This window comes from Diaphorobacter sp. JS3050 (assembly GCF_013154915.1).
Lineage (GTDB): Bacteria > Pseudomonadota > Gammaproteobacteria > Burkholderiales > Burkholderiaceae_C > Diaphorobacter > Diaphorobacter nitroreducens.
Genome location: NZ_CP053553.1, coordinates 1,353,355 through 1,375,000 on the forward strand (window position 1 = coordinate 1,353,355; position 21,646 = coordinate 1,375,000).

Annotated in this window: 22 protein-coding genes (1 of these 22 cut by a window edge); all 22 read left to right on the forward strand. The window is 62.8% G+C overall.

The features are described 5' to 3' along the window. Positions 1-23 precede the first annotated feature (23 nt). On the forward strand, positions 24-806 hold the full coding sequence (gene surE, locus HND92_RS06655; RefSeq protein ID WP_047350873.1) for a 5'/3'-nucleotidase SurE: 783 nt from the start codon (positions 24-26) through the stop codon (positions 804-806). Then, entirely contained in the window at positions 806-1,576 is a 771-nt protein-coding gene (locus HND92_RS06660; protein ID WP_047350867.1) for a protein-L-isoaspartate(D-aspartate) O-methyltransferase, read from the forward strand. The genes surE and HND92_RS06660 overlap by 1 nt, the downstream gene beginning before the upstream one ends. Positions 1,577-1,587: 11 nt before the next feature. Next, the gene (locus HND92_RS06665) at positions 1,588-2,499 is read left to right on the forward strand and encodes a peptidoglycan DD-metalloendopeptidase family protein (RefSeq protein WP_172206580.1); all 912 of its coding nucleotides are present in this window, start codon (positions 1,588-1,590) and stop codon (positions 2,497-2,499) included. Positions 2,500-2,513: 14 nt separating this feature from the next. After that, positions 2,514-3,518 carry an RluA family pseudouridine synthase gene (locus tag HND92_RS06670; RefSeq protein ID WP_172206581.1) on the forward strand — a complete coding sequence of 335 codons (1,005 nt, stop codon included), beginning with the start codon at positions 2,514-2,516 and terminating at the stop codon, positions 3,516-3,518. Positions 3,519-3,668: 150 nt separating this feature from the next. Further along, positions 3,669-4,373, forward strand: coding sequence for an SMC-Scp complex subunit ScpB (gene scpB, locus HND92_RS06675; protein WP_172206582.1), 705 nt, complete (start codon positions 3,669-3,671; stop codon positions 4,371-4,373). After that, on the forward strand, positions 4,370-5,713 hold the full coding sequence (locus tag HND92_RS06680) for a pseudouridine synthase (protein WP_172206583.1): 1,344 nt from the start codon (positions 4,370-4,372) through the stop codon (positions 5,711-5,713). The genes scpB and HND92_RS06680 overlap by 4 nt, the downstream gene beginning before the upstream one ends. A 76-nt stretch (positions 5,714-5,789) precedes the next feature. Continuing rightward, positions 5,790-6,215, forward strand: coding sequence for a nucleoside-diphosphate kinase (gene ndk, locus HND92_RS06685; protein ID WP_011804598.1), 426 nt, complete (start codon positions 5,790-5,792; stop codon positions 6,213-6,215). 84 nt (positions 6,216-6,299) lie between these two features. After that, positions 6,300-7,424 carry a 23S rRNA (adenine(2503)-C(2))-methyltransferase RlmN gene (gene rlmN, locus HND92_RS06690; RefSeq protein ID WP_011804599.1) on the forward strand — a complete coding sequence of 375 codons (1,125 nt, stop codon included), beginning with the start codon at positions 6,300-6,302 and terminating at the stop codon, positions 7,422-7,424. A 31-nt stretch (positions 7,425-7,455) separates the two neighbouring features. Then, positions 7,456-8,283: a type IV pilus biogenesis/stability protein PilW gene (gene pilW / locus HND92_RS06695; protein WP_011804600.1), complete on the forward strand. Its 828-nt coding sequence runs from the start codon at positions 7,456-7,458 to the stop codon at positions 8,281-8,283. Next, a complete protein-coding gene (locus HND92_RS06700; protein WP_253940111.1) occupies positions 8,276-9,250 on the forward strand; it encodes a helix-turn-helix domain-containing protein in 975 nt (324 codons plus the stop codon). The genes pilW and HND92_RS06700 overlap by 8 nt, the downstream gene beginning before the upstream one ends. Next, positions 9,251-10,528, forward strand: coding sequence for a flavodoxin-dependent (E)-4-hydroxy-3-methylbut-2-enyl-diphosphate synthase (gene ispG, locus HND92_RS06705; protein ID WP_172206584.1), 1,278 nt, complete (start codon positions 9,251-9,253; stop codon positions 10,526-10,528). Between the two features lie 97 nt (positions 10,529-10,625). Then, complete coding sequence (gene hisS / locus HND92_RS06710; protein WP_172206585.1) at positions 10,626-11,915, forward strand: histidine--tRNA ligase; 1,290 nt, start codon at positions 10,626-10,628, stop codon at positions 11,913-11,915. Between the two features lie 13 nt (positions 11,916-11,928). Next, positions 11,929-12,606, forward strand: a complete 678-nt coding sequence (locus tag HND92_RS06715) for a tetratricopeptide repeat protein (RefSeq protein WP_011804604.1) — start codon at positions 11,929-11,931, stop codon at positions 12,604-12,606. A gap of 20 nt (positions 12,607-12,626) precedes the next feature. Continuing rightward, entirely contained in the window at positions 12,627-13,754 is a 1,128-nt protein-coding gene (gene bamB, locus HND92_RS06720; protein ID WP_231403365.1) for an outer membrane protein assembly factor BamB, read from the forward strand. A 19-nt stretch (positions 13,755-13,773) separates the two neighbouring features. Further along, entirely contained in the window at positions 13,774-15,117 is a 1,344-nt protein-coding gene (gene der, locus HND92_RS06725) for a ribosome biogenesis GTPase Der (protein ID WP_015912794.1), read from the forward strand. A gap of 77 nt (positions 15,118-15,194) precedes the next feature. After that, on the forward strand, positions 15,195-15,446 hold the full coding sequence (hfq, locus tag HND92_RS06730) for an RNA chaperone Hfq (RefSeq protein WP_011804607.1): 252 nt from the start codon (positions 15,195-15,197) through the stop codon (positions 15,444-15,446). A 63-nt stretch (positions 15,447-15,509) separates the two neighbouring features. Next, the gene (hflX, locus tag HND92_RS06735; protein WP_172206586.1) at positions 15,510-16,688 is read left to right on the forward strand and encodes a GTPase HflX; all 1,179 of its coding nucleotides are present in this window, start codon (positions 15,510-15,512) and stop codon (positions 16,686-16,688) included. A 51-nt stretch (positions 16,689-16,739) separates the two neighbouring features. Then, positions 16,740-18,095 carry an FtsH protease activity modulator HflK gene (gene hflK / locus HND92_RS06740; protein WP_135148994.1) on the forward strand — a complete coding sequence of 452 codons (1,356 nt, stop codon included), beginning with the start codon at positions 16,740-16,742 and terminating at the stop codon, positions 18,093-18,095. 9 nt (positions 18,096-18,104) lie between these two features. Then, a complete protein-coding gene (hflC, locus tag HND92_RS06745; RefSeq protein ID WP_015912796.1) occupies positions 18,105-19,010 on the forward strand; it encodes a protease modulator HflC in 906 nt (301 codons plus the stop codon). A 29-nt stretch (positions 19,011-19,039) separates the two neighbouring features. Beyond that, positions 19,040-19,219 carry a DUF2065 domain-containing protein gene (locus tag HND92_RS06750; RefSeq protein ID WP_123675224.1) on the forward strand — a complete coding sequence of 60 codons (180 nt, stop codon included), beginning with the start codon at positions 19,040-19,042 and terminating at the stop codon, positions 19,217-19,219. A 75-nt stretch (positions 19,220-19,294) separates the two neighbouring features. Then, a complete protein-coding gene (locus HND92_RS06755) occupies positions 19,295-20,443 on the forward strand; it encodes an ATP phosphoribosyltransferase regulatory subunit (RefSeq protein ID WP_172206587.1) in 1,149 nt (382 codons plus the stop codon). 29 nt (positions 20,444-20,472) lie between these two features. After that, on the forward strand, positions 20,473-21,646 hold the 5' portion of the coding sequence (locus HND92_RS06760; protein ID WP_172206588.1) for an adenylosuccinate synthase. The gene runs 203 nt beyond the window's last position; only the first 1,174 of its 1,377 coding nucleotides appear in the window; the start codon lies at positions 20,473-20,475; the stop codon falls past the right edge of the window.

Sequence of the window (21,646 nt, forward strand, 5' to 3'; positions counted from 1 at the left end):
CCAGCCGTTCCGCCTTCCAGACCATGAAAATCCTCATCTCCAACGACGACGGCTACCAGGCGCCTGGCATCGTGGCGCTGCATGACGCCCTTAAGACCATTGCTGATGTGGAAGTGGTGGCTCCCGAACACAACAATAGCGCGAAGTCGAACGCCCTGACGCTGCATTCGCCGTTGTATGTGCAAACCGCGCACAACGGCTTTCGCTATGTCAATGGCACGCCTGCCGATTGCGTGCACATTGCGCTGACGGGCCTGCTGGGTTACCGGCCCGATCTGGTGGTCTCCGGCATCAACAACGGCGCCAACATGGGCGACGACACAATTTATTCCGGCACGGTGGGTGCTGCGATGGAAGGCTATCTTTTCGGGATCCCGTCCATCGCCTTTTCGCAGGTGGACAAGGGGTGGGGCGAGATCGAGTCGGCTGCGCGCAAGGCGCGCGAGATCGTTCAGCAGATGGATCGCCAAAACCTGGTCGGCGAAGCCCCCTGGCTGTTGAATGTCAACATTCCCAATATGCCGTATGACGCATTGCGGCCCTTGCGCATGTGCCGCCTGGGCCGGCGCCATGCGGCAGAGCGTGTCATTGAGCAGCAGAGCCCGCGTGGGGAACTGATGTACTGGATCGGTGGCGCTGGCGCCGCCAAGGACGCGGCGGAGGGCACCGATTTTCATGCCACGGCGCACGGCCATGTATCCGTCACGCCATTGAAGGTGGACCTGACCGATTACGACGGACTGGGGTATTGGGCGCAGACTCTGGCCCGTCTCGTACCAGCGCAGGCGTCCGGCGAGGTGGCTTGATGCAGCGGCGGCCAGGTTTTCCTGCGCGGATCGACTGGCGCCAACCCGGTGCACCCACTGCGGCGCCACCGGTAGGCGCGCGCCGCGAGGTGCAGCCGCCCACGCCGCACGGCGTGGGGCTGGACTCCGCTGCCGTGCGCGCACGCATGGTGCAGCGACTCGCAGCCTCGGGCATCTCGGCGGGGGCGGTTCTTCAGGCCATGGGAATGATTGAGCGGCATCGTTTTGTCGACACCGCCTTGGCCAACCAAGCCTATGAAGACACCAGTCTGCCCATCGGACTGGGTCAGACCATTTCCAAACCCAGCGTGGTAGCACGCATGATCGAATTGTTGCTGGGGGCCGAGTGCGCGCGCGGAAATGGAATGGGCCGGGTGCTGGAGATCGGCACGGGCTGCGGCTATCAGGCAGCGGTGCTGTCGCGTGTCTCGCGCGAGGTGTATACCGTTGAACGGTTGCGCGCGTTGCACGAAAAGGCGCGAGACCACTTGCGCCCCCTGCGCCTGGCAAATGTGCACCTGATCCTGGGCGACGGAATGCTGGGTTACCCCAGCGGCGCGCCCTATGCGGGCATCATTGCCGCGGCGGGGGGAGATAGCCTTCCCGCCGCGTGGTGCGAGCAACTTGCCGTGGGTGGCCGGCTGGTCGCCCCACTGGCGGGCGCCGACGGCCAACAGATGCTGCTGGTCGTTGATAAAACTGCGCAAGGCTTCAAGCAGGGCATTCTGGAAGCCGTGCATTTCGTCCCCCTAAAATCGGGGATCGCCTGAAGGATTTGCTTATGTTGGTATCGCGTAGTCTTGTGGTTTGGGGAGTTGCCGTGCTGGCTGGCGGTTTGCTGGCGGGGTGCAGCACCCCGATCAACAGGGCTCCCGTGGAAGATCGCGGCACCTTTGCCGCGAGCAGCGGCACGACGGGGCCCGCCGGGGCCGTGCCTGAGGTCAAGCCCTTGCCTGGTGCTGAGAACGCGGGCAAGCCTGGCTACTACACCGTGAAGGCAGGCGACACGCTGATTCGCATTGGCCTGGAAAACGGGCAAAGTTGGAAAGATATCGCGCGCTGGAACAACCTGGAAAACGCCAACCTGATCGAGGTGGGCCAGGTGCTGCGTGTGGTGCCCCCTGCTGCGGCTGCGGCGACTGCGGTGGCATCTGACACCGGTGTGGTCACCCGCCCCGTCACGTCTTCGCCCTTGGCTGCAGCATCGGCTGCGAGCGCACCCAAGCCGTCGGCGTCGGCGGCGTCTACACCGGCCGCGGTGGCGCCGGCAGCGGCACCCAGCGCGCCGGCGGTGGCTCCCGCGCCGGCCGCTACCGCTGCAACGGATGACGTCAACTTCATCTGGCCCTCGTCGGGCAGCCTGTTGGCGGGATTCGACGAGGTGCGTAACAAGGGCTACGACATCGGCGGCAAGGCAGGCGATCCGGTGCTCGCCGCTGCCGATGGGCGTGTGGTGTACGCCGGTGCTGGGCTTCGCGGCTATGGCAACCTGGTGATCTTGAAACACAACAACACCTATCTCACGGCCTATGCGCACAACCAGACGCTGCTGGTGAAGGAAGACCAGAACGTGCGCCGCGGCCAGAAGATTGCCGAGATGGGAAGCACCGACGCGGATCGTGTGAAACTGCATTTCGAAATCCGGCGCCAGGGCAAGCCCGTGGACCCCGCCCGCTACCTCCCCCCCCGTTGAGCGCGCCGGCTTCCATGGGAGAGGCGTCCTGGCTGGAGGATGCTGATCCAGCAGAGACAGGTGGGAGTCAGGCGGACGAGTTTGAGGCGGAACTGCGGGAGGTCGTCGTGGGCGCCGAGCAGCATGCTCAGCGGCTGGACAAGGCACTCGCGGAACTGGTCCCAGAGTTTTCCCGCAGTTATCTGCAGCAGTTGCTGCTCCAGGGCTGCGTACGCCTGAATGGGCGGGAGGTACAGAAGCCCGCGTCCCGGGTCAAGGCCGGGGACCGCATCGCGGTCGAGATGCGCCCTACGCAGCAGAGCCAGGCTTTTCGGCCCGAGCAATGGCCATTGGATGTGGTGTATGAGGATGAGCACATCCTCGTGATCCACAAGCCTGCGGGGCTGGTGGTGCATCCCGCGCCCGGCAATTGGAGCGGCACGTTGCTGAACGCCTTGCTTGGCCGGGATGCGCAGGCGATGCAGGTGCCGCGTGCGGGCATCGTCCATCGACTGGACAAGGACACCAGTGGCCTCATGGTCGTTGCGCGCAGCCGGTCGGCCATGGATGCACTCGTCCGCATGATCGCTGCGCGCGAGGTCAGCCGCCAGTATGTAGCGCTGGGGTGGGGCGGCTGGACGGGGGCCGCACATCGATCGGTGCATGCCCCGATCGGTCGTGACCCGCGCAATCGCCTGCGGATGGCGGTGGTCGATCTGGCACAGCATCCAGGCAAGGAAGCCCGCACCGATTTCGACCTGATAGATGCCAACGAGGAGGTGTGCCTCGTGCGTTGCACGCTGCACACGGGGCGAACGCACCAGATCCGCGTGCATATGGCATCCATACGTCATCCCTTGGTGGCAGATGCACTGTACGGCGGCGCGCTGGCCGGGCCCATGCATCGACAGGCGCTGCATGCATTCCGGCTGGCGTTTGTACACCCGGTCACTGGCGCTGCCCTGGAGTTCCACGCGCCGCTGCCGGAAGACATGGCGCAGGCGCTGGATTTTTGGGGGCTGCGCTACAATCGTTCCTGACGGCTGTTCTGCCGTGAACCGCCGGCCAGCACGAGCTACCGGCCCCGTGAAGGCGCATTGCCACGCTCTGCTTTCTGCGCCGCAATATCTCCAACCCAAGGCGCAGCCTCCCGTCTGATGCGAGGCTGCCTTTCCAGGGACTGTTGGACCATGAATTCGGTGGACGCCAAACGGGTTCTTGAAACCGCGTTGATCTGTGCCCCGCAGCCTGTATCGATCCGTGACCTGCGGACATTGTTCGATGACGCGCTGGGTTCCGATACAGTAAAGATGCTGCTGCTGGAACTGCAGCAGGACTGGGCCTTGCGAGGGGTGGAGTTGGTACAAGTGGCCACAGGTTGGCGTTTCCAGAGCCGGCCCGAGATGCGCGAATTTCTGGACCGGCTGCATCCTGAAAAGCCGCCCCGCTACACGCGAGCGACGCTGGAGACGCTGGCCATCATTGCGTACCGGCAGCCCGTGACCCGCGGGGACATCGAAGACATCCGTGGGGTGACGGTCAACAGCCTCATCATCAAACAACTGGAGGACCGCGGCTGGGTGGAGGTCATTGGCCACCGCGAGACAGTGGGCCGGCCTGCGTTGTTTGCTACCACACGGCAGTTCCTGGACGATTTAGGACTGCAATCACTGGATCAACTGCCTACGCTCGAAGACCCCGGCGTGCAGGTCAGCATGTTTGAGGCGCTGGGCGCCATTCAGTTGGCACCGCAGAGCGAAGACACTGCAGGGGTACCTGGGGACGGCGTGCAGGTGCCGGCCGTAGACGAAGTAGATATTGAAGATGCCCCTGATCTCGTAGTGGGCGCGACACACAGTGGTGCCGAAGAGGGGCCACGGGACATTGACATATGAATGATGAATCTCACAAGGATCCTGACTCCATGGCGGGTCACTCGCCTTTGCCCGCATCGGAGGCTGCTGCGCCGCGCAGGCCCCGCAAGCGCAAGTCTGCGGAAGGCGCGCTTCAGGAGAATGTGGCAGTGCCGCAACTGAGTGGTGCTGACGGTGCCCAATCGGGCGTGAAGATGCAGGAAGTGCATGAGCAAGGCGCTGCTGTTGAGGTGCCACGACAGCCCAGCGGCCATGCCGCCAAGCGCGCGCCGAAGGGCGATGGCTATCAGTTTGCCGACGTGGTGTCGGGTCAGTTCGACGAGGATGAAGCCAACGCCGAGCTCGCCCCCGCCAAGCGGGTGCTGCTTCCCCAGCCAGAAACCCCCAAACTGCACAAGGTGCTTGCCCAGGCGGGCATGGGGTCTCGGCTGGAAATGGAGCAGCTCATCCTGGAAGGTCGTATTTCCGTCAACAACGAGCCGGCCCATATCGGGCAGCGCGTGCAGTTTGGGGACCAGATAAAGGTCAACGGCAAGCCCATCCGCTTCCGTATTGCACCACCGCCGGTACGCGTGATTGCATACCACAAGCCAGTGGGCGAAGTGGTCACGCATGACGATCCGCAAAACCGTCCCACGGTGTTTCGCAAACTCCCCCGGCTGCAGCAGGGCAAATGGCAATCCGTCGGGCGTCTGGACCTGAATACCGAAGGTTTGTTGCTATTTACCAGTTCGGGGGAGCTTGCGAACAAGTTGATGCACCCCCGCTTCGGGCTGGAGCGTGAATATGCGGTCCGCGTGTTGGGTGCGTTGAGCACCGAGGAAAAGCAGCGCTTGCTGGAAGGCGTGCCGCTGGAGGATGGCATGGCTTCCTTTGGCTCCGTGGAAGACGGCGGCGGCGAGGGCGCCAACTGTTGGTACCGGGTCACCATCTCTGAAGGCCGTAACCGCGAGGTCCGCCGTATGTTCGAGGCGGTAGGGCATGCGGTGAGCCGGCTGATTCGGATTCGCTACGGGGCCATGATGCTGCCGCGCGGGCTCAAGCGCGGGGCATGGCTGGAGCTTGATGAGCGCGACATTCGTGCCCTGATGCAGGCGGCAGGTGCAACGCTGGACGGTGGTGGTGCGCGCCCCACTAGTGGCCAGGGCAGGGGCGGCCGCAAAGGCGATCGTCGATCCGCGGGGCCGGGCAAGGCATCTGGCAGTGGGCGTGACAAGACGGGGGGGCGTGCGGGGCGACCGCCCTCACCGAATGCCCAGCCGGACCCGATGAAGACGTCGCTTGGCTATATTGGGGCCGACAGTTTCTCGCGCCATCGCCAACAGCAACGCAACAACGGGCCGCGCCGCGGCGGACGTTAGGGGATTGGCGTAAAGCTAAAATTGACGGTTTGCCTTCAGGGCAAAAATACCGCAACACCTCACTAGGAAAACCAACATGGCTATCGAACGCACCCTTTCCATCATCAAGCCGGACGCAGTTGCCAAGAACGTGATCGGCCAGATCTATGCGCGCTTTGAAGCCGCGGGCCTGAAGATTGCCGCTGCGCGCATGATCCACCTGTCGCGCGCCGAAGCCGAGCAGTTCTACGCAGTGCACAAGGAGCGCCCCTTCTTCAAGGATCTGGTGGACTTCATGATTTCCGGCCCCGTGATGGTGCAGGCCCTGGAGGGTGAGAACGCCGTCCTGAAGAACCGCGAACTCATGGGCGCGACCGACCCCAAGAAGGCTGCGCCCGGCACGATCCGCGCCGACTTCGCGGACAGCATCGACGCCAATGCGGTGCACGGCTCCGACGCTGCCGAAACCGCCCAGGTGGAAGTGGCCTTCTTCTTCCCCGGCCTGAACATCTACTCGCGCTAATGCAGTGGCTCCGCGTGCCGGGCGGTCCTGGTTTGGCCGCCCCCGCGCGGATGCGCTATGTGGGCGTGGGCATCCGTGAACGTTATGACCACGAACCTTCTGGATTTTGACCTGGACGGCCTGGCTGCTTTTTGCGAGCGGCTGGGAGAAAAACGTTTTCGGGCCACGCAACTGTTTCGCTGGATCCACCAGCGCGGTGCCAGCGATTTTGACCAGATGAGCGACCTGGCGAAATCGTTGCGCGAGAAGCTCAGGGGCTGCGCCCATGTGGCAGGGCTGCAAGCCATCAGCGAACATGTCTCTGCGGACGGCACGGTGAAGTGGCTGTTCGACGTGGGCGACGGCAACGCCGTGGAGACAGTCTTTATTCCTGAGGACGATCGCGGCACCTTGTGCATCTCCTCGCAGGCTGGATGCGCCGTAGGCTGTCGTTTTTGCTCCACCGGTCACCAGGGGTTCAGCCGCAATCTCACTACTGGCGAAATCCTGGCCCAGCTCTGGTACGCCGAGCACGCACTACGGCAGCGCCGCGGTGACGGTGAACGCGTGATTTCCAACGTGGTGATGATGGGAATGGGCGAGCCGCTGCAGAACTATGCTGCACTGGTGCCTGCGCTGCGAGTCATGCTCGATGACCATGGTTACGGCTTGTCGCGGCGTCGCGTAACCGTGTCTACCTCAGGCGTCGTGCCCATGATGGACCGCCTGGCGCAGGATTGTCCTGTGGCGCTCGCTGTTTCGCTGCATGCTCCCAATGACGTGTTGCGCGACAACCTCGTTCCCCTGAACCGCAAGTACCCGCTGCATGAACTCCTGGCGGCGTGTCGGCGTTACTTGGACCACGCGCCGCGGGACTTCATCACTTTTGAATACTGCATGCTGGAAGGCGTGAACGATCAGCCAGAGCATGCGCGACAGTTGATTGACCTGGTGGGCCGCAAGGCGGCCGACGGCGGGGTGTCGTGCAAGTTCAATCTCATCCCCTTCAACCCGTTCCCGGCTTCCGGTCTGCGCCGATCTCCCCCGGCGGCTGTGACGGCTTTCGCACAATTGTTGAGTGACGCGGGTATCGTCACGACCGTTCGCAAGACGCGCGGTGACGATATTGATGCGGCATGCGGACAACTGGCTGGCGATGTGAAGGACCGAACACGGGTCAATGAACGCATGGCCAAGCTCAGGACCATCGAGATCAAGCCGGTCATCTGACGGCGTGGCGCAACAATTACGGGAGGCTTTCATGGCGAAGTGGCGGATCAATCACGGCGGGTGGCGGGCGATGGCGGCGATCGGCATTGCCGTTGTCGTCTCGGGCCTTGCCGGTTGTGCCCACCAAGGGGCCTCCGATGCCAATGGTGCCGTGGCGGAATCCGCGTCCGGCGGCGGCGAAGCCGACGTGCGTCGCCGTGCACGTATCCGGCTGGAGCTGGCTGCGAACTACCTGCAAATGGGGCAGACCACCGTGGCCATGGAGGAGGTGCGGCAGGCGATCACGACCGATCCCACGTATGCCGACGCCTACCACCTTCGCGGCTTGATATACATGAACATGGGCGACCTGGCGCTCGCGGAAGACAGCCTCAAGCGCGCCCAAGGCATGAAGCCTTCCGATCCAGACATCATGCACAACTATGGCTGGCTGCAGTGCCAGCGCCAGCAGTACGACGTCGCCAATCAGATGTTCGAGCGGGCGCTTGCCGTGCCGAGTTACAAGGCACGCAGCAAGACGCTGATGTCCCAGGGCCTGTGCTACCAGCGGGCGGGGCGTCTTGCAGAGGCCGAACAAGCGCTGAAGCAGGCCTATGAGATTGATGCGGGCAACCCGGCGGTGGGGTACCACTTGGCGGCCGTGCTGTTTGCGCGGGGCGAGGCCAAGCGGGCGCAGTTTTATGTCCGTCGCGTGAACAATGGCGAGTATGCCAATGCCGAATCTCTGTGGTTGGGCGTGAAGATCGAACGCGTGCTCAAGGAGTTCGTGGCCATGCGCCAGTTGGGTGATCAATTGCGCAAGCGCTTCCCCAACGCAAAAGAAACCCTGGCATTCGAACGAGGGGCCTTCGATGAGTGAGCCCATGGGCGCCGCTGGGGGGATTGATCACCGGATGCAGGATCACGGCACTGAACCGGCGGGCGGCGTTACCGCGGGGCAGTTGCTGAGGCAACTGCGCGAATCCGCAGGGGTCCATGTTGATGTGCTGGCCGGAACGCTGAAAGTGCCCGCGAACAAACTGCATGCGCTGGAAGCGGACCAATACGACGCATTTCCTGACGCCGTCTTCATGCGGGCGTTGGCGTCGGGCGTCTGCCGGACCTTGAAGGCCGATGCTGCGCCGGTGCTCGCATTGTTGCCCCAGAGCGGCCCCGTGCAGCTTGTGGTGGACAAGGGACTCAACGCGTCGTTCAAAGACCCTGGTCACCGGTTCATCAAGGGGGGAACGCTGGAGCGACCCAGATCGCGCATGATGGGCGTGACGGTTGCCGCGCTGTTGGCCGCCGCGGTGGCCATCGCCTTTCTCCCGAAGGGCAACGACAGTTTACCGGTCGCCAGCAGTCCGGAGGCGGTAACACCGCCACAGCGCGCGCTCGAAGCCACGCAACTGGACCCGGTGACTGCTGCGGTGCCCTCAGTACAAGAATCCGTTGCCTCAGGGGGACAGGCAACCGCTCGGGCAGAGCCATCTTCTGCTGCGGTGGCCTCAGCGGCCCTCGCCGCATCGACCCCCGCTGCGGCGGTGGAGCCGGCCCCATCCCACGGCGTGACCAACGAGGCCGGAGTTGACGCCAAGGGCACCGAGGCTTCGGGCGTGCTGGTCATTCGCGCCCGGGGAGAATCCTGGATTCAGGTGCGCAACGCCGCGGGCGGCGTCGTGCTGCAGAAGATCCTGGCTGCGGGCGAGAGTGTTTCCGCGGCGGGCAGCCCTCCCTGGTCGGTCGTCATTGGCAAGGCGGATGCCACGGAGGTGGTTGTGCGCGGCCAGCCCATGGATCTGAATGCGATTGCGCGCGAGAACGTTGCGCGTTTCGAGGTGAAGTAAATGAATATCTCCGGCACAGCCGCACCGATCGCTATGGCACAGCCCCAGGCACGCCGCTCGCGGCAGGCACGCATCGTCTGGGGCAGCCGGGTGGTCACGGTGGGTGGCGGCGCACCGGTGCGGGTGCAGTCCATGACCAACACCGACACGGTGGATGCGATCGGCACGGCCATCCAGATCAAGGAACTGGCGCAAGCGGGCTCCGAGTTCGTTCGCATCACGGTGAACACGCCGGAGGCCGCAGCGGCCGTGCCCTACATCCGTGAGCAGCTGGACCGCATGGGCGAGACGGTGCCGCTGGTGGGCGACTTTCACTACAACGGCCACCGCCTGCTGACGGAATTTCCCGACTGCGCACAGGCATTGTCCAAGTACCGCATCAACCCGGGCAACGTGGGCAAGGGCGACAAGAAGGACAAGCAGTTCGGCCAGATGATCGAGGCCGCGGTGCGCTGGGACAAGGCCGTGCGCATCGGCGTGAACTGGGGCAGCCTGGACCAGGAGTTGCTGGCCGAGCTGATGGATGCGAACAGCCGCCGCGCCCAGCCGTGGGATGCGCGCCAGGTCATGTACGAGGCGCTGATCACCTCCGCCATCGAATCGGCGAAACGCGCCGAGGAAATGGGCCTGAGCGGCGACCAGATCATCCTCTCGTGCAAGGTCAGCGGTGTGCAAGACCTGATCTCGGTGTACCGCGAACTCGCGCGCCGCTGCGACTATGCGCTGCACCTGGGTCTGACCGAGGCGGGCATGGGTACCAAGGGTATCGTGGCGTCGACCACCGCGCTTTCGATCCTGCTACAGGAAGGCATTGGCGACACTATCCGTGTGTCGCTGACTCCGCAGCCCGGCGAGGCGCGCACCCAGGAGGTGATGGTGGCCTCCGAGATCCTGCAATCGCTGGGACTGCGTGCGTTCGTGCCCAGCGTGACCGCATGCCCAGGCTGCGGCCGTACCACCAGCACCACATTCCAGGAGCTGGCCAAGCAGATCGACGATTACCTGCGTGCGCAGATGCCCGTATGGCGGCTGCGCTATCCCGGCGTGGAAAAACTCAAGGTGGCCGTGATGGGCTGCATCGTCAACGGCCCGGGCGAGAGCAAACATGCCGACATCGGCATCAGCCTTCCCGGCACGGGCGAGGCGCCCGCCGCCCCGGTCTTCATCGACGGCGAAAAGGCCATGACCCTGCGGGGCGAGGGCATCGCGCGAGAGTTCCAGGATATCGTTGAAGGCTACATTGCCCGGCGTTTCGGCAACGGCGCAGGCGCACAGTGAAGTGTGCGCAATTTTGCTATAAATATTATAGCTTACAGCGCTTGATGGATAAGCGCTAGAGGCTGATTTGATTCATAATCACAAACAATAGAACAAGATGCAGAAGCTGGTTGCCATCAAGGGCATGAACGACATTCTTCCGCCCGATTCGGCGCGCTGGGAATGGCTGGAGGACAAGGTGCGCACCCTCATGGCGCGCTACGCTTATCGCAACATCCGCACGCCCATCGTCGAGCCTACGCCGCTGTTCGTGCGCGGTCTGGGCGAAGTCACCGACATCGTCGAGAAGGAGATGTACTCCTTCGAGGACCGGCTCAACGGTGAACAGCTGACGCTGCGCCCCGAGGCAACGGCGGGGGTGGTGCGTGCGGTGGTAGAGCATTCCATGCTCTACGACGGCGGCAAGCGCCTGTACTACATGGGGCCGATGTTCCGGCATGAACGGCCACAGCGCGGCCGCTACCGCCAGTTCCACCAGATCGGTGCCGAGGCGCTGGGCTTTCCCGGCGCGGAAGCCGATGCCGAGATCATTCTGCTGGCGCATGCGCTGTGGGCGGAACTGGGGCTGGAGAACGTGCGGCTGGAATTGAACAGCCTGGGGCAGCCTGACGAGCGCCGCGCCCACCGCGCGGCGCTGATCGCATACCTGGAGCAGCACATGAATGTGCTCGACGAGGATGCGCGCCGCCGCCTGCACAGCAATCCGCTGCGCATTCTCGACACCAAGAACCCCGCGATGCAGGCGCTGGTGGAAGGCGCCCCGCGGCTCATCGACTTTCTAGGCGAGGCGTCGCTGCAGCATTTCGAGACCGTCAAGGCGATCCTGGATGCCAACGGCGTGGTCTGGAGCCTCAACCCCCGCCTGGTCCGCGGGATGGACTATTACAACCTCACGGTATTCGAGTTCGTGACGGACCAACTGGGCTCGCAGGGCACGATCTGCGGTGGGGGCCGTTACGACTACCTGATCGAGCAGATCGGCGGCAAGTCCGCTCCGGCCGTGGGCTGGGCGCTGGGGGTGGAGCGCGTGCTGGAGTTGCTCAAGGAGCAGGAGGCGCAAGTGGCCCGACCAGCTGCCGATGCCTATGCCGTAGTGCCCGACGCGTCAGCCCTGCCGGTGGTCATGGCTACCTTGCAGCGGCTGCGTGCGCAGGGGGTGTCGGTGCAGATGCACAGCTCCACCGCCGCAGGCGAGGGCATGGGCAGCATGAAATCCCAGTTCAAGAAGGCGGACGCCAGCGGCGCACGCTATGCACTGGTCTTCGGCGCCGACGAACTGGCCCGCGGGGCCGTGACCGTCAAGCCGCTGCGGGATAGCGGCGAGCAGGCGGAGCGCCCGCTGGCGGCGCTGGCCGAATGGGCGGCCACCCTACAATCCTCGCGCTGAACGGAACCACAACATGGCCAACAACTTCGACCTTCAAGAACAAGAACAGCTTGAGCAGATCAAGCACTTCTGGAACACGTGGGGCACGCCCATCACCTGGGCGTTGATTGTCATCATGGGGGGGCTTGCCGCCTGGAACGGCTACCGGCTGTGGCAGGGCCGCCAGGCCCAGCAGGCGACGGCACTGGCCGAGGCCGTGGAAATGGCCGTGCAGGCGGGTGACCTTGCGCGCGTGGAGCAAGCCGTGGGCGACTTGAAGTCGAGTTACGGCGGCACCGCGCAGGCGTGGCAGGCAGGCCTTCTGGCTGCCAAAGCGCTGGCCGACGCTGGCAAGTGGGATGCCGCCAAAAGTACGTTGGCTTGGGTGGCCGAGAAAGCGTCTGATGAGGGTTACCAGGCCTTGGCCCGGCTGCGCCTGGCCAGCGTCCTGATCGAGCAAAAGGCCTACGACGAGGCCTCGGCGCAGCTGTCGGGGAAATTCCCCGCAGAGTTTGCTGCTACGGTCGCGGATCGCAAGGGTGATGTGTTCGCGTTGCAGGGCAAGAAGCAGGAAGCCATCGCCGAGTACCGCCGTGCCTACCAGGCTTTTGACGAGCGTGTGGAATACCGCCGCCTGGTGGAAGCCAAGCTCAACGCTTTGGGCGCACAGGTGGAGACGGTAGCCTCCGCTACGTCGGGGGGCGTGCAATGAGCCAGGCACGTAGTCATGCCATGAGGGCGCTGACCGGCGCCTCTTTGCTGGTGAGCCTGCTGGTGATGGGAGGTTGCTCGTTGTGGGGCGGCACGCCGAAGCCGAAGGCGGCGGAGCTCGGTCCCAACGTCCCTGTGCTGGGAGTGCGTCAGGCGTGGGTGTCCCAGATTGGGACGCAAGAAGGCCTTGAGCTCGACATACACGTGGAGGGCAGCGTGGTGACGGTGGCCTCTGCCAATGGCGATGTGGCGGCCATCGATGCTCGCACGGGGGGCGACGTATGGCGCACGCGCCTCAACCAGCCGCTTGCCTCGGGCGTGGGAAGTGATGGGCGCTGGACGGCGGTGGTGTCGAAGGGCAATCAAGTTATCGCACTGGACGGCGGTCGGGAGATCTGGCGCAAGCCGTTGCCCGCCCAGGCTTATACGGCGCCGTTGGTCGCGGGCAAGCGCATCTTCGTGCTGGCGGCGGATCGCTCCATTTCCGCCTTCGACGCGGCGACTGGCTACCGGCTCTGGAGCCAGCAGCGGCCGGGTGAGCCCCTGGTCCTGCGCCAGGGCGGTGTGCTGATGGCCGTGGGTGACACCCTGGTTGCGGGGCTGTCCGGCCGTCTGGTCGGCTTCAATCCCGACAACGGCGTGGTGCGCTGGGAGGCGCCCTTGGCCAGCCCGCGCGGCACCAATGACGTCGAGCGGCTGGTGGAGATCGTTGGCCGTACGAGCCGTGTGGGCGATAGCCTGTGCGCGCGGGCTTTCCAGGCCTCGGTGGGCTGTATCGATGCATCCCGGGGGGCGGTCTCGTGGACGCAGCCCGCCAGCGGCGGCGTGGGCATCCACGGGGATGACACCATGCTGTTCGGCACGGAAAGCAACGGAACGGTGATCGCATGGCGGCGCACCGATGGGTCCCGCGCCTGGACATCGGACAGGCTGCAGTTCCGCAAGCTCACAGCGCCCTTGGTGCTGGGGCGTTCAGTGGTAGTGGGTGACGATACAGGGCTGGTGCACCTGCTGTCCCGTGAGGACGCCGCACCGCTCAACCGCCTGACGACCGATGGCTCGGCCATTGCGGCAGCCCCGGCGGTGGCGGGCGACACCTTGGTGGTGGTGACGCGCAAGGGTGGCGTCTACGGCTTCCGTCCGGACTGATAGGGATATAGGACACAGGATGAAGCCTGTCATCGCTTTGGTGGGGCGGCCCAATGTGGGCAAGTCCACCTTGTTCAACCGTTTGACCAAGTCGCGCGATGCGATCGTGGCCGACTTTGCCGGCCTCACGCGTGATCGCCACTATGGCAATGGGAGACAGGGCAAGCACGAGTACATCGTCATCGACACCGGGGGGTTCGAGCCCGATGCCTCCAGCGGCATCTACCGTGAGATGGCCAGGCAGACCCAGCAGGCCGTGGCGGAGGCCGATGTCGTGGTTTTTGTCGTGGACGTACGCGGCGGACTGTCCGCCCAGGACCACGACATTGCCAACTACCTTCGCCGCCTGGGCAAACCCTGCGTGTTGGCTGGCAACAAGGCCGAAGGCATGCAGGACAGCATGCATCTGGCCGAGTTCTATGAGTTGGGACTGGGAGAGGTGCACCCCGTATCGGCGGCGCACGGCCAGGGTGTGCGCAGCCTGGTGGATCTCGCGCTGAAGCCGCTCGCGTTGCCCGAGATTGAGGAGGAGGATGCGGCGGCCGAGAAGAATGTCATCCGTCTTGCAGTGGCAGGGCGCCCCAACGTGGGCAAGTCCACACTGATCAATACCTGGCTGGGCGAAGAGCGTTTGGTGGCTTTCGACATGCCCGGCACCACGCGCGATGCCATATCGGTGCCTTTCGAGCGCAACGGGCAGAAGTTCGAGTTGATCGACACGGCGGGCCTGCGACGCAAAGGCAAGGTGTTTGAAGCGATCGAGAAATTCTCGGTCGTGAAGACCCTGCAGGCCATCGAGTCAGCCAATGTCGTGCTGCTGCTGCTGGACGCCACGCAAGGAGTGACGGACCAGGACGCACATATTGCCGGCTACATCCTGGAGAGTGGTCGCGCCGTGGTGATCGCAGTGAACAAATGGGATGCGGTGGACGACTATGGCCGGCAGCAGCTGGAGCGTTCCATCGAAACGCGTCTGTCGTTTCTGAAGTTCGCGCCGTTGCACTTCATCTCCGCGAAGAAACGGCAGGGCATCGGGCCGCTGTGGTCATCCATCATCCAGGCGTACAAGTCTGCCAACCGCAAGATGCCTACGCCGGTGTTGACGCGCCTGCTGCAGGAGGCGGTGCAGTTCCAAAGCCCCAAGCGCTCGGGTATGTTCCGGCCCAAGATGCGCTATGCGCACCAGGGCGGCATGAATCCGCCGGTGATCGTGATCCACGGGAATTCGCTGGAGCATGTCACGGACGCCTACAAGCGCTTTCTTGAGGCGCGTTTTCGCAAAGAATTTGACCTCGTCGGTACGCCGCTGCGTATCGAAATGAAAACCTCCAGCAATCCTTATACGGACAAGCAGAACTCCTGAGCCCCTGGACGGCGTATGGCCGTCTGGCTGTGGTAAGGTGCTGGTTTACAACAACATTTTTGAACACGGAGAATATCGTGAGCAATAAAGGTCAGCTTCTTCAAGACCCCTTCCTGAACGCCTTGCGTCGGGAGCATGTGCCAGTTTCGATCTATTTGGTGAACGGCATCAAACTGCAGGGTCAAATCGAATCCTTCGATCAATACGTCGTGCTGCTGCGCAATACCGTGACGCAGATGGTGTACAAGCACGCCATTTCCACGATCGTGCCTGGTCGTGCCGTCAACTTCTCGACTGCGGAACCCGCCGCCGACGGGGACAACCAGTAAGCCCCTGCGGCAGTTCAAGGCTGCGCCACGGCGCAAGCATTGCGCATCCCAGGGCACGCAGCCTTGAGTTCCCATTCTTCTCCTGACACGAAATCCACGCCTGTTCTATTGGTAGGCGTGGATTTTGGTTTGCCCCATTTCGATGCCGAACTCGAAGAGCTTGGCCTATTGGCCCAGACTGCAGGCTTGAATCCTGTCGCGCGGCTGACGTGCAAGCGAAAGACGCCTGATGCGGCGCTGTTCGTGGGTAGCGGCAAAGCGGATGAGATCCGCACTCTGGCGCAGATGCATGGCGCGAAGGAGGTGCTGTTCGACCAGGCGCTGAGTCCGGCGCAGCAGCGGAATCTGGAGCGAAGCCTGGAGTTGCCCGTCAATGATCGCACGCTGCTCATTCTGGAGATCTTTGCCCAGCGCGCCCGCAGCCACGAGGGCAAGCTGCAGGTGGAGTTGGCGCGTTTGCAGTACTTGAGCACTCGACTTGTGCGGCGCTGGTCGCACTTGGAGCGTCAACGCGGGGGGATTGGCACACGGGGCGGACCGGGCGAAACACAAATTGAGCTCGACCGTCGCATGATCAGCGAAGCCATCAAGCGCACGCGGGAGCGCCTGGGCAAGGTCAAGCGCCAACGGGCGACCCAGCGGCGGCAGCGGCAGCGGCGCGATACATTCAATATCTCGCTGGTGGGCTATACGAACGCGGGCAAATCCACGCTGTTCAATGCACTGGTGAAGGCGCGAGCCTACGCAGCAGACCAGTTGTTCGCCACGCTGGACACCACCACGCGTCATCTTTATTTGGGCGAAGCCGCGGGTTCGGTGTCCCTGTCCGATACCGTGGGCTTCATTCGTGATCTGCCGCACGGGCTGGTGGATGCGTTTCAGGCCACGTTGCAGGAGGCCGTGGACGCGGATCTGCTCCTGCATGTGGTCGATGCCGCCAACCCCGCCTTTCCCGAGCAGATTGCACAGGTGCAACTGGTTCTTGGTGAGATTGGCGCCGCCGATATTCCACAACTCTTGGTATTCAACAAATTGGATGCCCTCACGCCCGAAGTGCGTCCTAACGTGCGGCAAGATACCTATGAACTGGATGGGCGGCCTGTACCGCGGATTTTTGTCAGTGCCGGCCTTGGCGAAGGGGTGGCTGACTTGCGGCAGCTATTGGCAGACATGGTTCAGAAGTCACTTTCGTCAGGCATGCCCCCTGAGACGGCGGCTGAATTGAAGGGCGAGTGGGACTGATTGGGCACAATGCTGGTGTTCTATTGCTATTGAGAGTACGAGAATTCGCGCATGAACCTTCTTAACCGGGCCTCTCGCTGGGCCGTGCTGCCTGAGCGTATTCGGGGGATGTTCAATCTCAACGATCCTCGTTGGGGCCGTGGGGACGATAAGGGCGAGGGTGGACAGCGCCCTGATTCGGAGCGCCCTTCTCCGGATAACTCACAGCGTCCACGTGGACGTGACCAGAATCCTTCGGGACAGCCACCGGACCTGGATGAATTGTGGCGTGATCTGAACCGCAAGCTGGGTGGGTTGTTTGGCGGCGGCGGGTCGCGTGGCCCCGCTTCTGGTGGCGGCAATGGTGGTTTCCAGCCAGACATGAAGAACGCGGGAGTTGGCGTGGGATTGATCGCCGCCATAGCGGTGCTGATCTGGCTGGGCACTGGCTTTTTCATCGTGCAAGAAGGCCAGCAAGCGGTGATCACCCAGTTCGGCAAGTACAAGAGCACGGTCAACGCCGGCTTCAATTGGCGTCTGCCTTACCCCATTCAGCGCCATGAACTGGTGTTCGTGACCCAAATCCGGTCTGTTGATGTGGGGCGGGATAGCGTCATCAAGAGCACGGGACTGCGTGAGTCCGCCATGCTGACCGAAGACGAGAACATCGTCGAAATCAAGTTCGCAGTGCAATATCGTTTGAATGACGCGCGTGCGTGGCTGTTCGAGAGCCGCAATCCGGCCGAAGCCGTGGTTCAGGCGGCAGAGACGGCGGTGCGCGAAGTCGTGGGCAAAATGCGCATGGATACCGCCTTGGCGGAAGAGCGGGACCAGATTGCTCCGCGCGTGCGCAACCTGATGCAGACCATCCTGGACCGATACAAGGTCGGCGTGGAAGTCGTTGGCATCAACCTGCAGCAAGGGGGGGTGCGCCCTCCTGAGCAAGTACAGGCGGCTTTTGATGACGTGCTCAAGGCGGGCCAGGAGCGGGAGCGCGCTAAGAACGAAGCCCAGGCTTATGCCAATGATGTGGTTCCGCGTGCCACGGGGACGGCGTCCCGCTTGATCGAGGAGGCGGCAGCCTACAAGGCGCGCATCGTGGCGCAGGCGCAGGGTGACACACAGCGCTTCAGCGCCGTCCTTGCTGAATACCAGAAGGCGCCGCAGGTGACGCGAGACCGCATGTATCTGGAGAGCATGCAGCAGATTTACGGCAATGTGACCAAGGTACTGGTGGAGTCGCGGCAAGGCTCCAACTTGCTGTACCTGCCGTTGGACAAGATCATGCAGAGCGTTTCACAGCAGACATCGGCGGTTGCGGCGACCGATACGCCGCCAGCGACGGTCCCTCCTGCCGCGACCTCTCAATTTCCCGGCGATTCTCGGTTGCGTGATGCCAACCGTTCGCGCGAACGTGAGTCCCGATAGGAGAGCCGTGTGAACAGAATCGGATTTATCGCATCGACAGTTCTGCTGTTGCTGGCATTGCTCAGCTCGATGGTGTTCGTCGTCGACCAACGCCAGTTTGGCGTGGTGTACGCGTTGGGGCAGATCAAGGAAGTCATCACGGAACCAGGCTTGAATTTCAAGCTACCTCCACCTTTCCAAAACGTTCGCTACATCGACAAGCGTCTGCTCACGCTGGACAGTTCAGACACCGAGTCGATGCTGACAGCCGAGAAGCAGCGCGTGGTGATCGATTGGTATGTGCGCTGGCGCATTACCGACCCATCCGAGTACATCCGCAATGTGGGACTGGACGAGAACGCAGGTGCACTGCAGCTCAATCGGGTGGTCCGCAATGCATTTCAGGAAGAAGTCAACCGTCGCACCGTCAAGGAGCTGCTGTCGCTCAAGCGCGATGCACTGATGTCCGACGTGAAACGGGAAGTGCTGGAAGCTGTCCGCGGCTCTAAGCCTTGGGGTGTCGATGTCGTGGACGTGCGCATCACGCGGGTCGACTACGTAGAAGCGATCACGGAGTCCGTCTATCGACGCATGGAAGCGGAACGCAAGCGCGTTGCGAATGAACTGCGCTCCACGGGCGCGGCGGAGGGGGAGAAGATTCGCGCAGACGCAGATCGGCAGCGCGAGATCACCATTGCCAATGCCTACCGCGACGCCCAGAAGATCAAGGGCGAGGGTGATGCGGAAGCTGCGCGTCTGTATGCGGAGGCATTCGGCCGTGATCCTCAATTTGCACAGTTCTACCGGAGCCTCGAAGCTTACAAGGCGAGCTTCAACCGCAAGGGCGATGTCATGGTGCTGGATCCGGCGAACTCTGAATTTTTCAAGGTATTCAGAGGCGGGACGGGCAATGCATCTGCAGGCCCCCGCCGCTGATGAGCGACTGATGGCGGTGGTCGGTCTCCATGAACGGGTTCTGGATCGCGTTGGGTTGGGTGCTGGTCATCGAAGGGCTGCTGCCCTTCGTGTCACCTGGTGGTTGGCGCCGCATGTTCACGCAGCTTTTGCAATTGCGTGACGGCCAGATTCGATTTTGCGCGCTGCTGGGGCTGATCGCTGGCGGCGCCATTCTGCTGCTCGCGTAGCCTGGCCGCTTTGGGTCCCGGGGTGGGGCTTATCCATGCCGGTAGAATCAACGTTTTAACAGCCTGCCCCATCCCATGTCTGCCTGGGTCCTGCCGGATCATATTGCCGATGTCTTGCCTTCCGAGGCGCGGCACATTGAAGAACTTCGCCGCGGACTGCTCGATACGGCACGCAGTTACGGTTATGAGTTGGTGATGCCTCCTTTGCTGGAGCATCTGGAATCACTGTTGACGGGCACTGGCGAGGCGCTGGACCTCCAAACGTTCAAATTGGTGGACCAACTCTCGGGTCGATCTCTCGGCTTGAGGGCCGATACGACCCAACAGGTCGCACGCATTGATGCGCACCTGCTCAACCGGCAGGGGGTGGCGCGTCTATGCTATTGCGGCCCAGTACTGCACACGCGTCCCGATCGTCCGCACGCCACCCGAGAGCCCTTGCAGTTTGGAGCCGAGATCTACGGTCATCCAGGTATCGAGGCGGATATCGAAGCAGTGTTGCTGTCGTTGGAGTGCTTGCGCAGTGCCCACGCACAGGAGCTGAGCGTAGATCTGGCCGACGTCCGTATCGTGCGCAGTCTGCTTGCAGGACTTCCTGTCGGTATGCATCAGCTCGCCCACGTCCACGGTGCGCTTGCTGCCAAAGATGCCAGCGAACTGGCGTCGTTGACACGCGATTTCCCGTCTGCATCGCGGGAAGGGTTGTTGGCACTGTTGCAGCTGTATGGCGATGCAACAGTGCTGAATGAGGCCGAAAACTTGTTGAAGCCCTTTCCTGGTGCGCGCGAGGCGCTATCAGATTTGAGGGCGATTGCGGCACGAATGGATGGTGTGCGGGTCACATTTGATCTGGCAGATCTGCGGGGTTATGCCTATTACAGCGGAGCGCGTTTTGCGATTTATGCGCAGGGCGCCAGTGATGCGCTGGTGCGAGGCGGCCGCTATGACGAGGTCGGCGCGGTCTTCGGCCGTAACAGGCCAGCCGCAGGCTTTAGCCTGGACGTGAAGCAACTGGTGGGTGTGGTGCCGGCTCCGCCATTGCGTGCGGCCATCCGGGCGCCCTGGGGCGATGGTGGTGCGCTCAGTGCTGCCATTGCTACGTTGCGTCGTCAGGGCGAAACCGTGGTGTGTGTGCTGCCGGGGCACGGCAGCGAAGTGGACGAATTCCACTGTGATCGGGAGCTTGTCCTGGCGGATGGCAACTGGGTCGTAAAGGCGATTTGAGTTTCTTCAGTATTTGAATCGGGTTTGACATGAAAGCAAGCAAGGGTCGTAACGTTGTCGTGGTCGGCACCCAATGGGGCGATGAAGGCAAAGGCAAACTGGTTGATTGGCTGACTGAGAGCGCCCAGGGGGTGGTGCGTTTTCAGGGCGGGCACAACGCTGGTCACACGTTGGTCATCAACGGCGTCAAGACGGCGCTGCACTTGATCCCCAGCGGGATCATGCGCCCGGGTGTCAAATGCTACATCGGCAACGGCGTCGTTCTCTCGGCAGGCAAATTGTTTGAGGAGATCGAGGGGCTCGAAAAAGCGGGCGTCGAAGTGCGCTCGCGTCTGCGCGTCAGTGAAGCTTGTCCATTGATCCTGCCGTTCCATGCGGCGCTGGATGTGGCGCGTGAAGCGGCGCGTGAACACGGTGGCGCCGAGAAGATTGGTACCACGGGCCGTGGTATCGGACCGGCCTACGAGGACAAGATCGCTCGCCGTGCCCTGCGCGTACAAGACCTCAAGTATCCAGAACGCTTTGCCGCCAAGCTGCGCGAATTGCTGGCGTTGCACAACCATGTCCTCAGCACCTTCCTGGGTTCGGCCAATTTTCAGTTTGGCGATGCACTCAAGCCCTACATCACGGGCGGGCAAGTGCAATTTGAGCCGGTCTTTGAGGAGGCCATGCGGCATGCAGAGATGCTCAAGCCCATGATGGCAGATGTCTCGCGTGAACTGAACGAAGCGCATGCCGTGGGCGCAAATCTGCTGTTTGAGGGGGCGCAGGGCACGTTGCTCGATGTGGACCATGGTACCTATCCCTATGTCACGTCCAGTAACTGTGTGGCGGGTAATGCGGCAGCGGGGTCGGGCGTTGGCCCGGGGCATCTGCACTACATCTTGGGGATCACCAAGGCATATTGCACGCGTGTGGGGGGAGGGCCTTTCCCGACCGAGCTTGAATGGGAAACGCCTGGAACACCGGGTTATCACATGAGTACAGTGGGCGCCGAAAAAGGGGTGACGACTGGGCGCAGCCGTCGCTGCGGTTGGTTTGATGCCGCACTCCTCAAGCGTAGCGCGCAGGTCAATGGTCTTTCAGGGCTCTGCATCACCAAGCTGGATGTTCTGGACGGGTTGAGGGAACTGTCGCTGTGCGTGGGATACGAGTTGGACGGTGAAAGGATCGACCTTCTGCCAATGGGTGCCGAAGAAATCG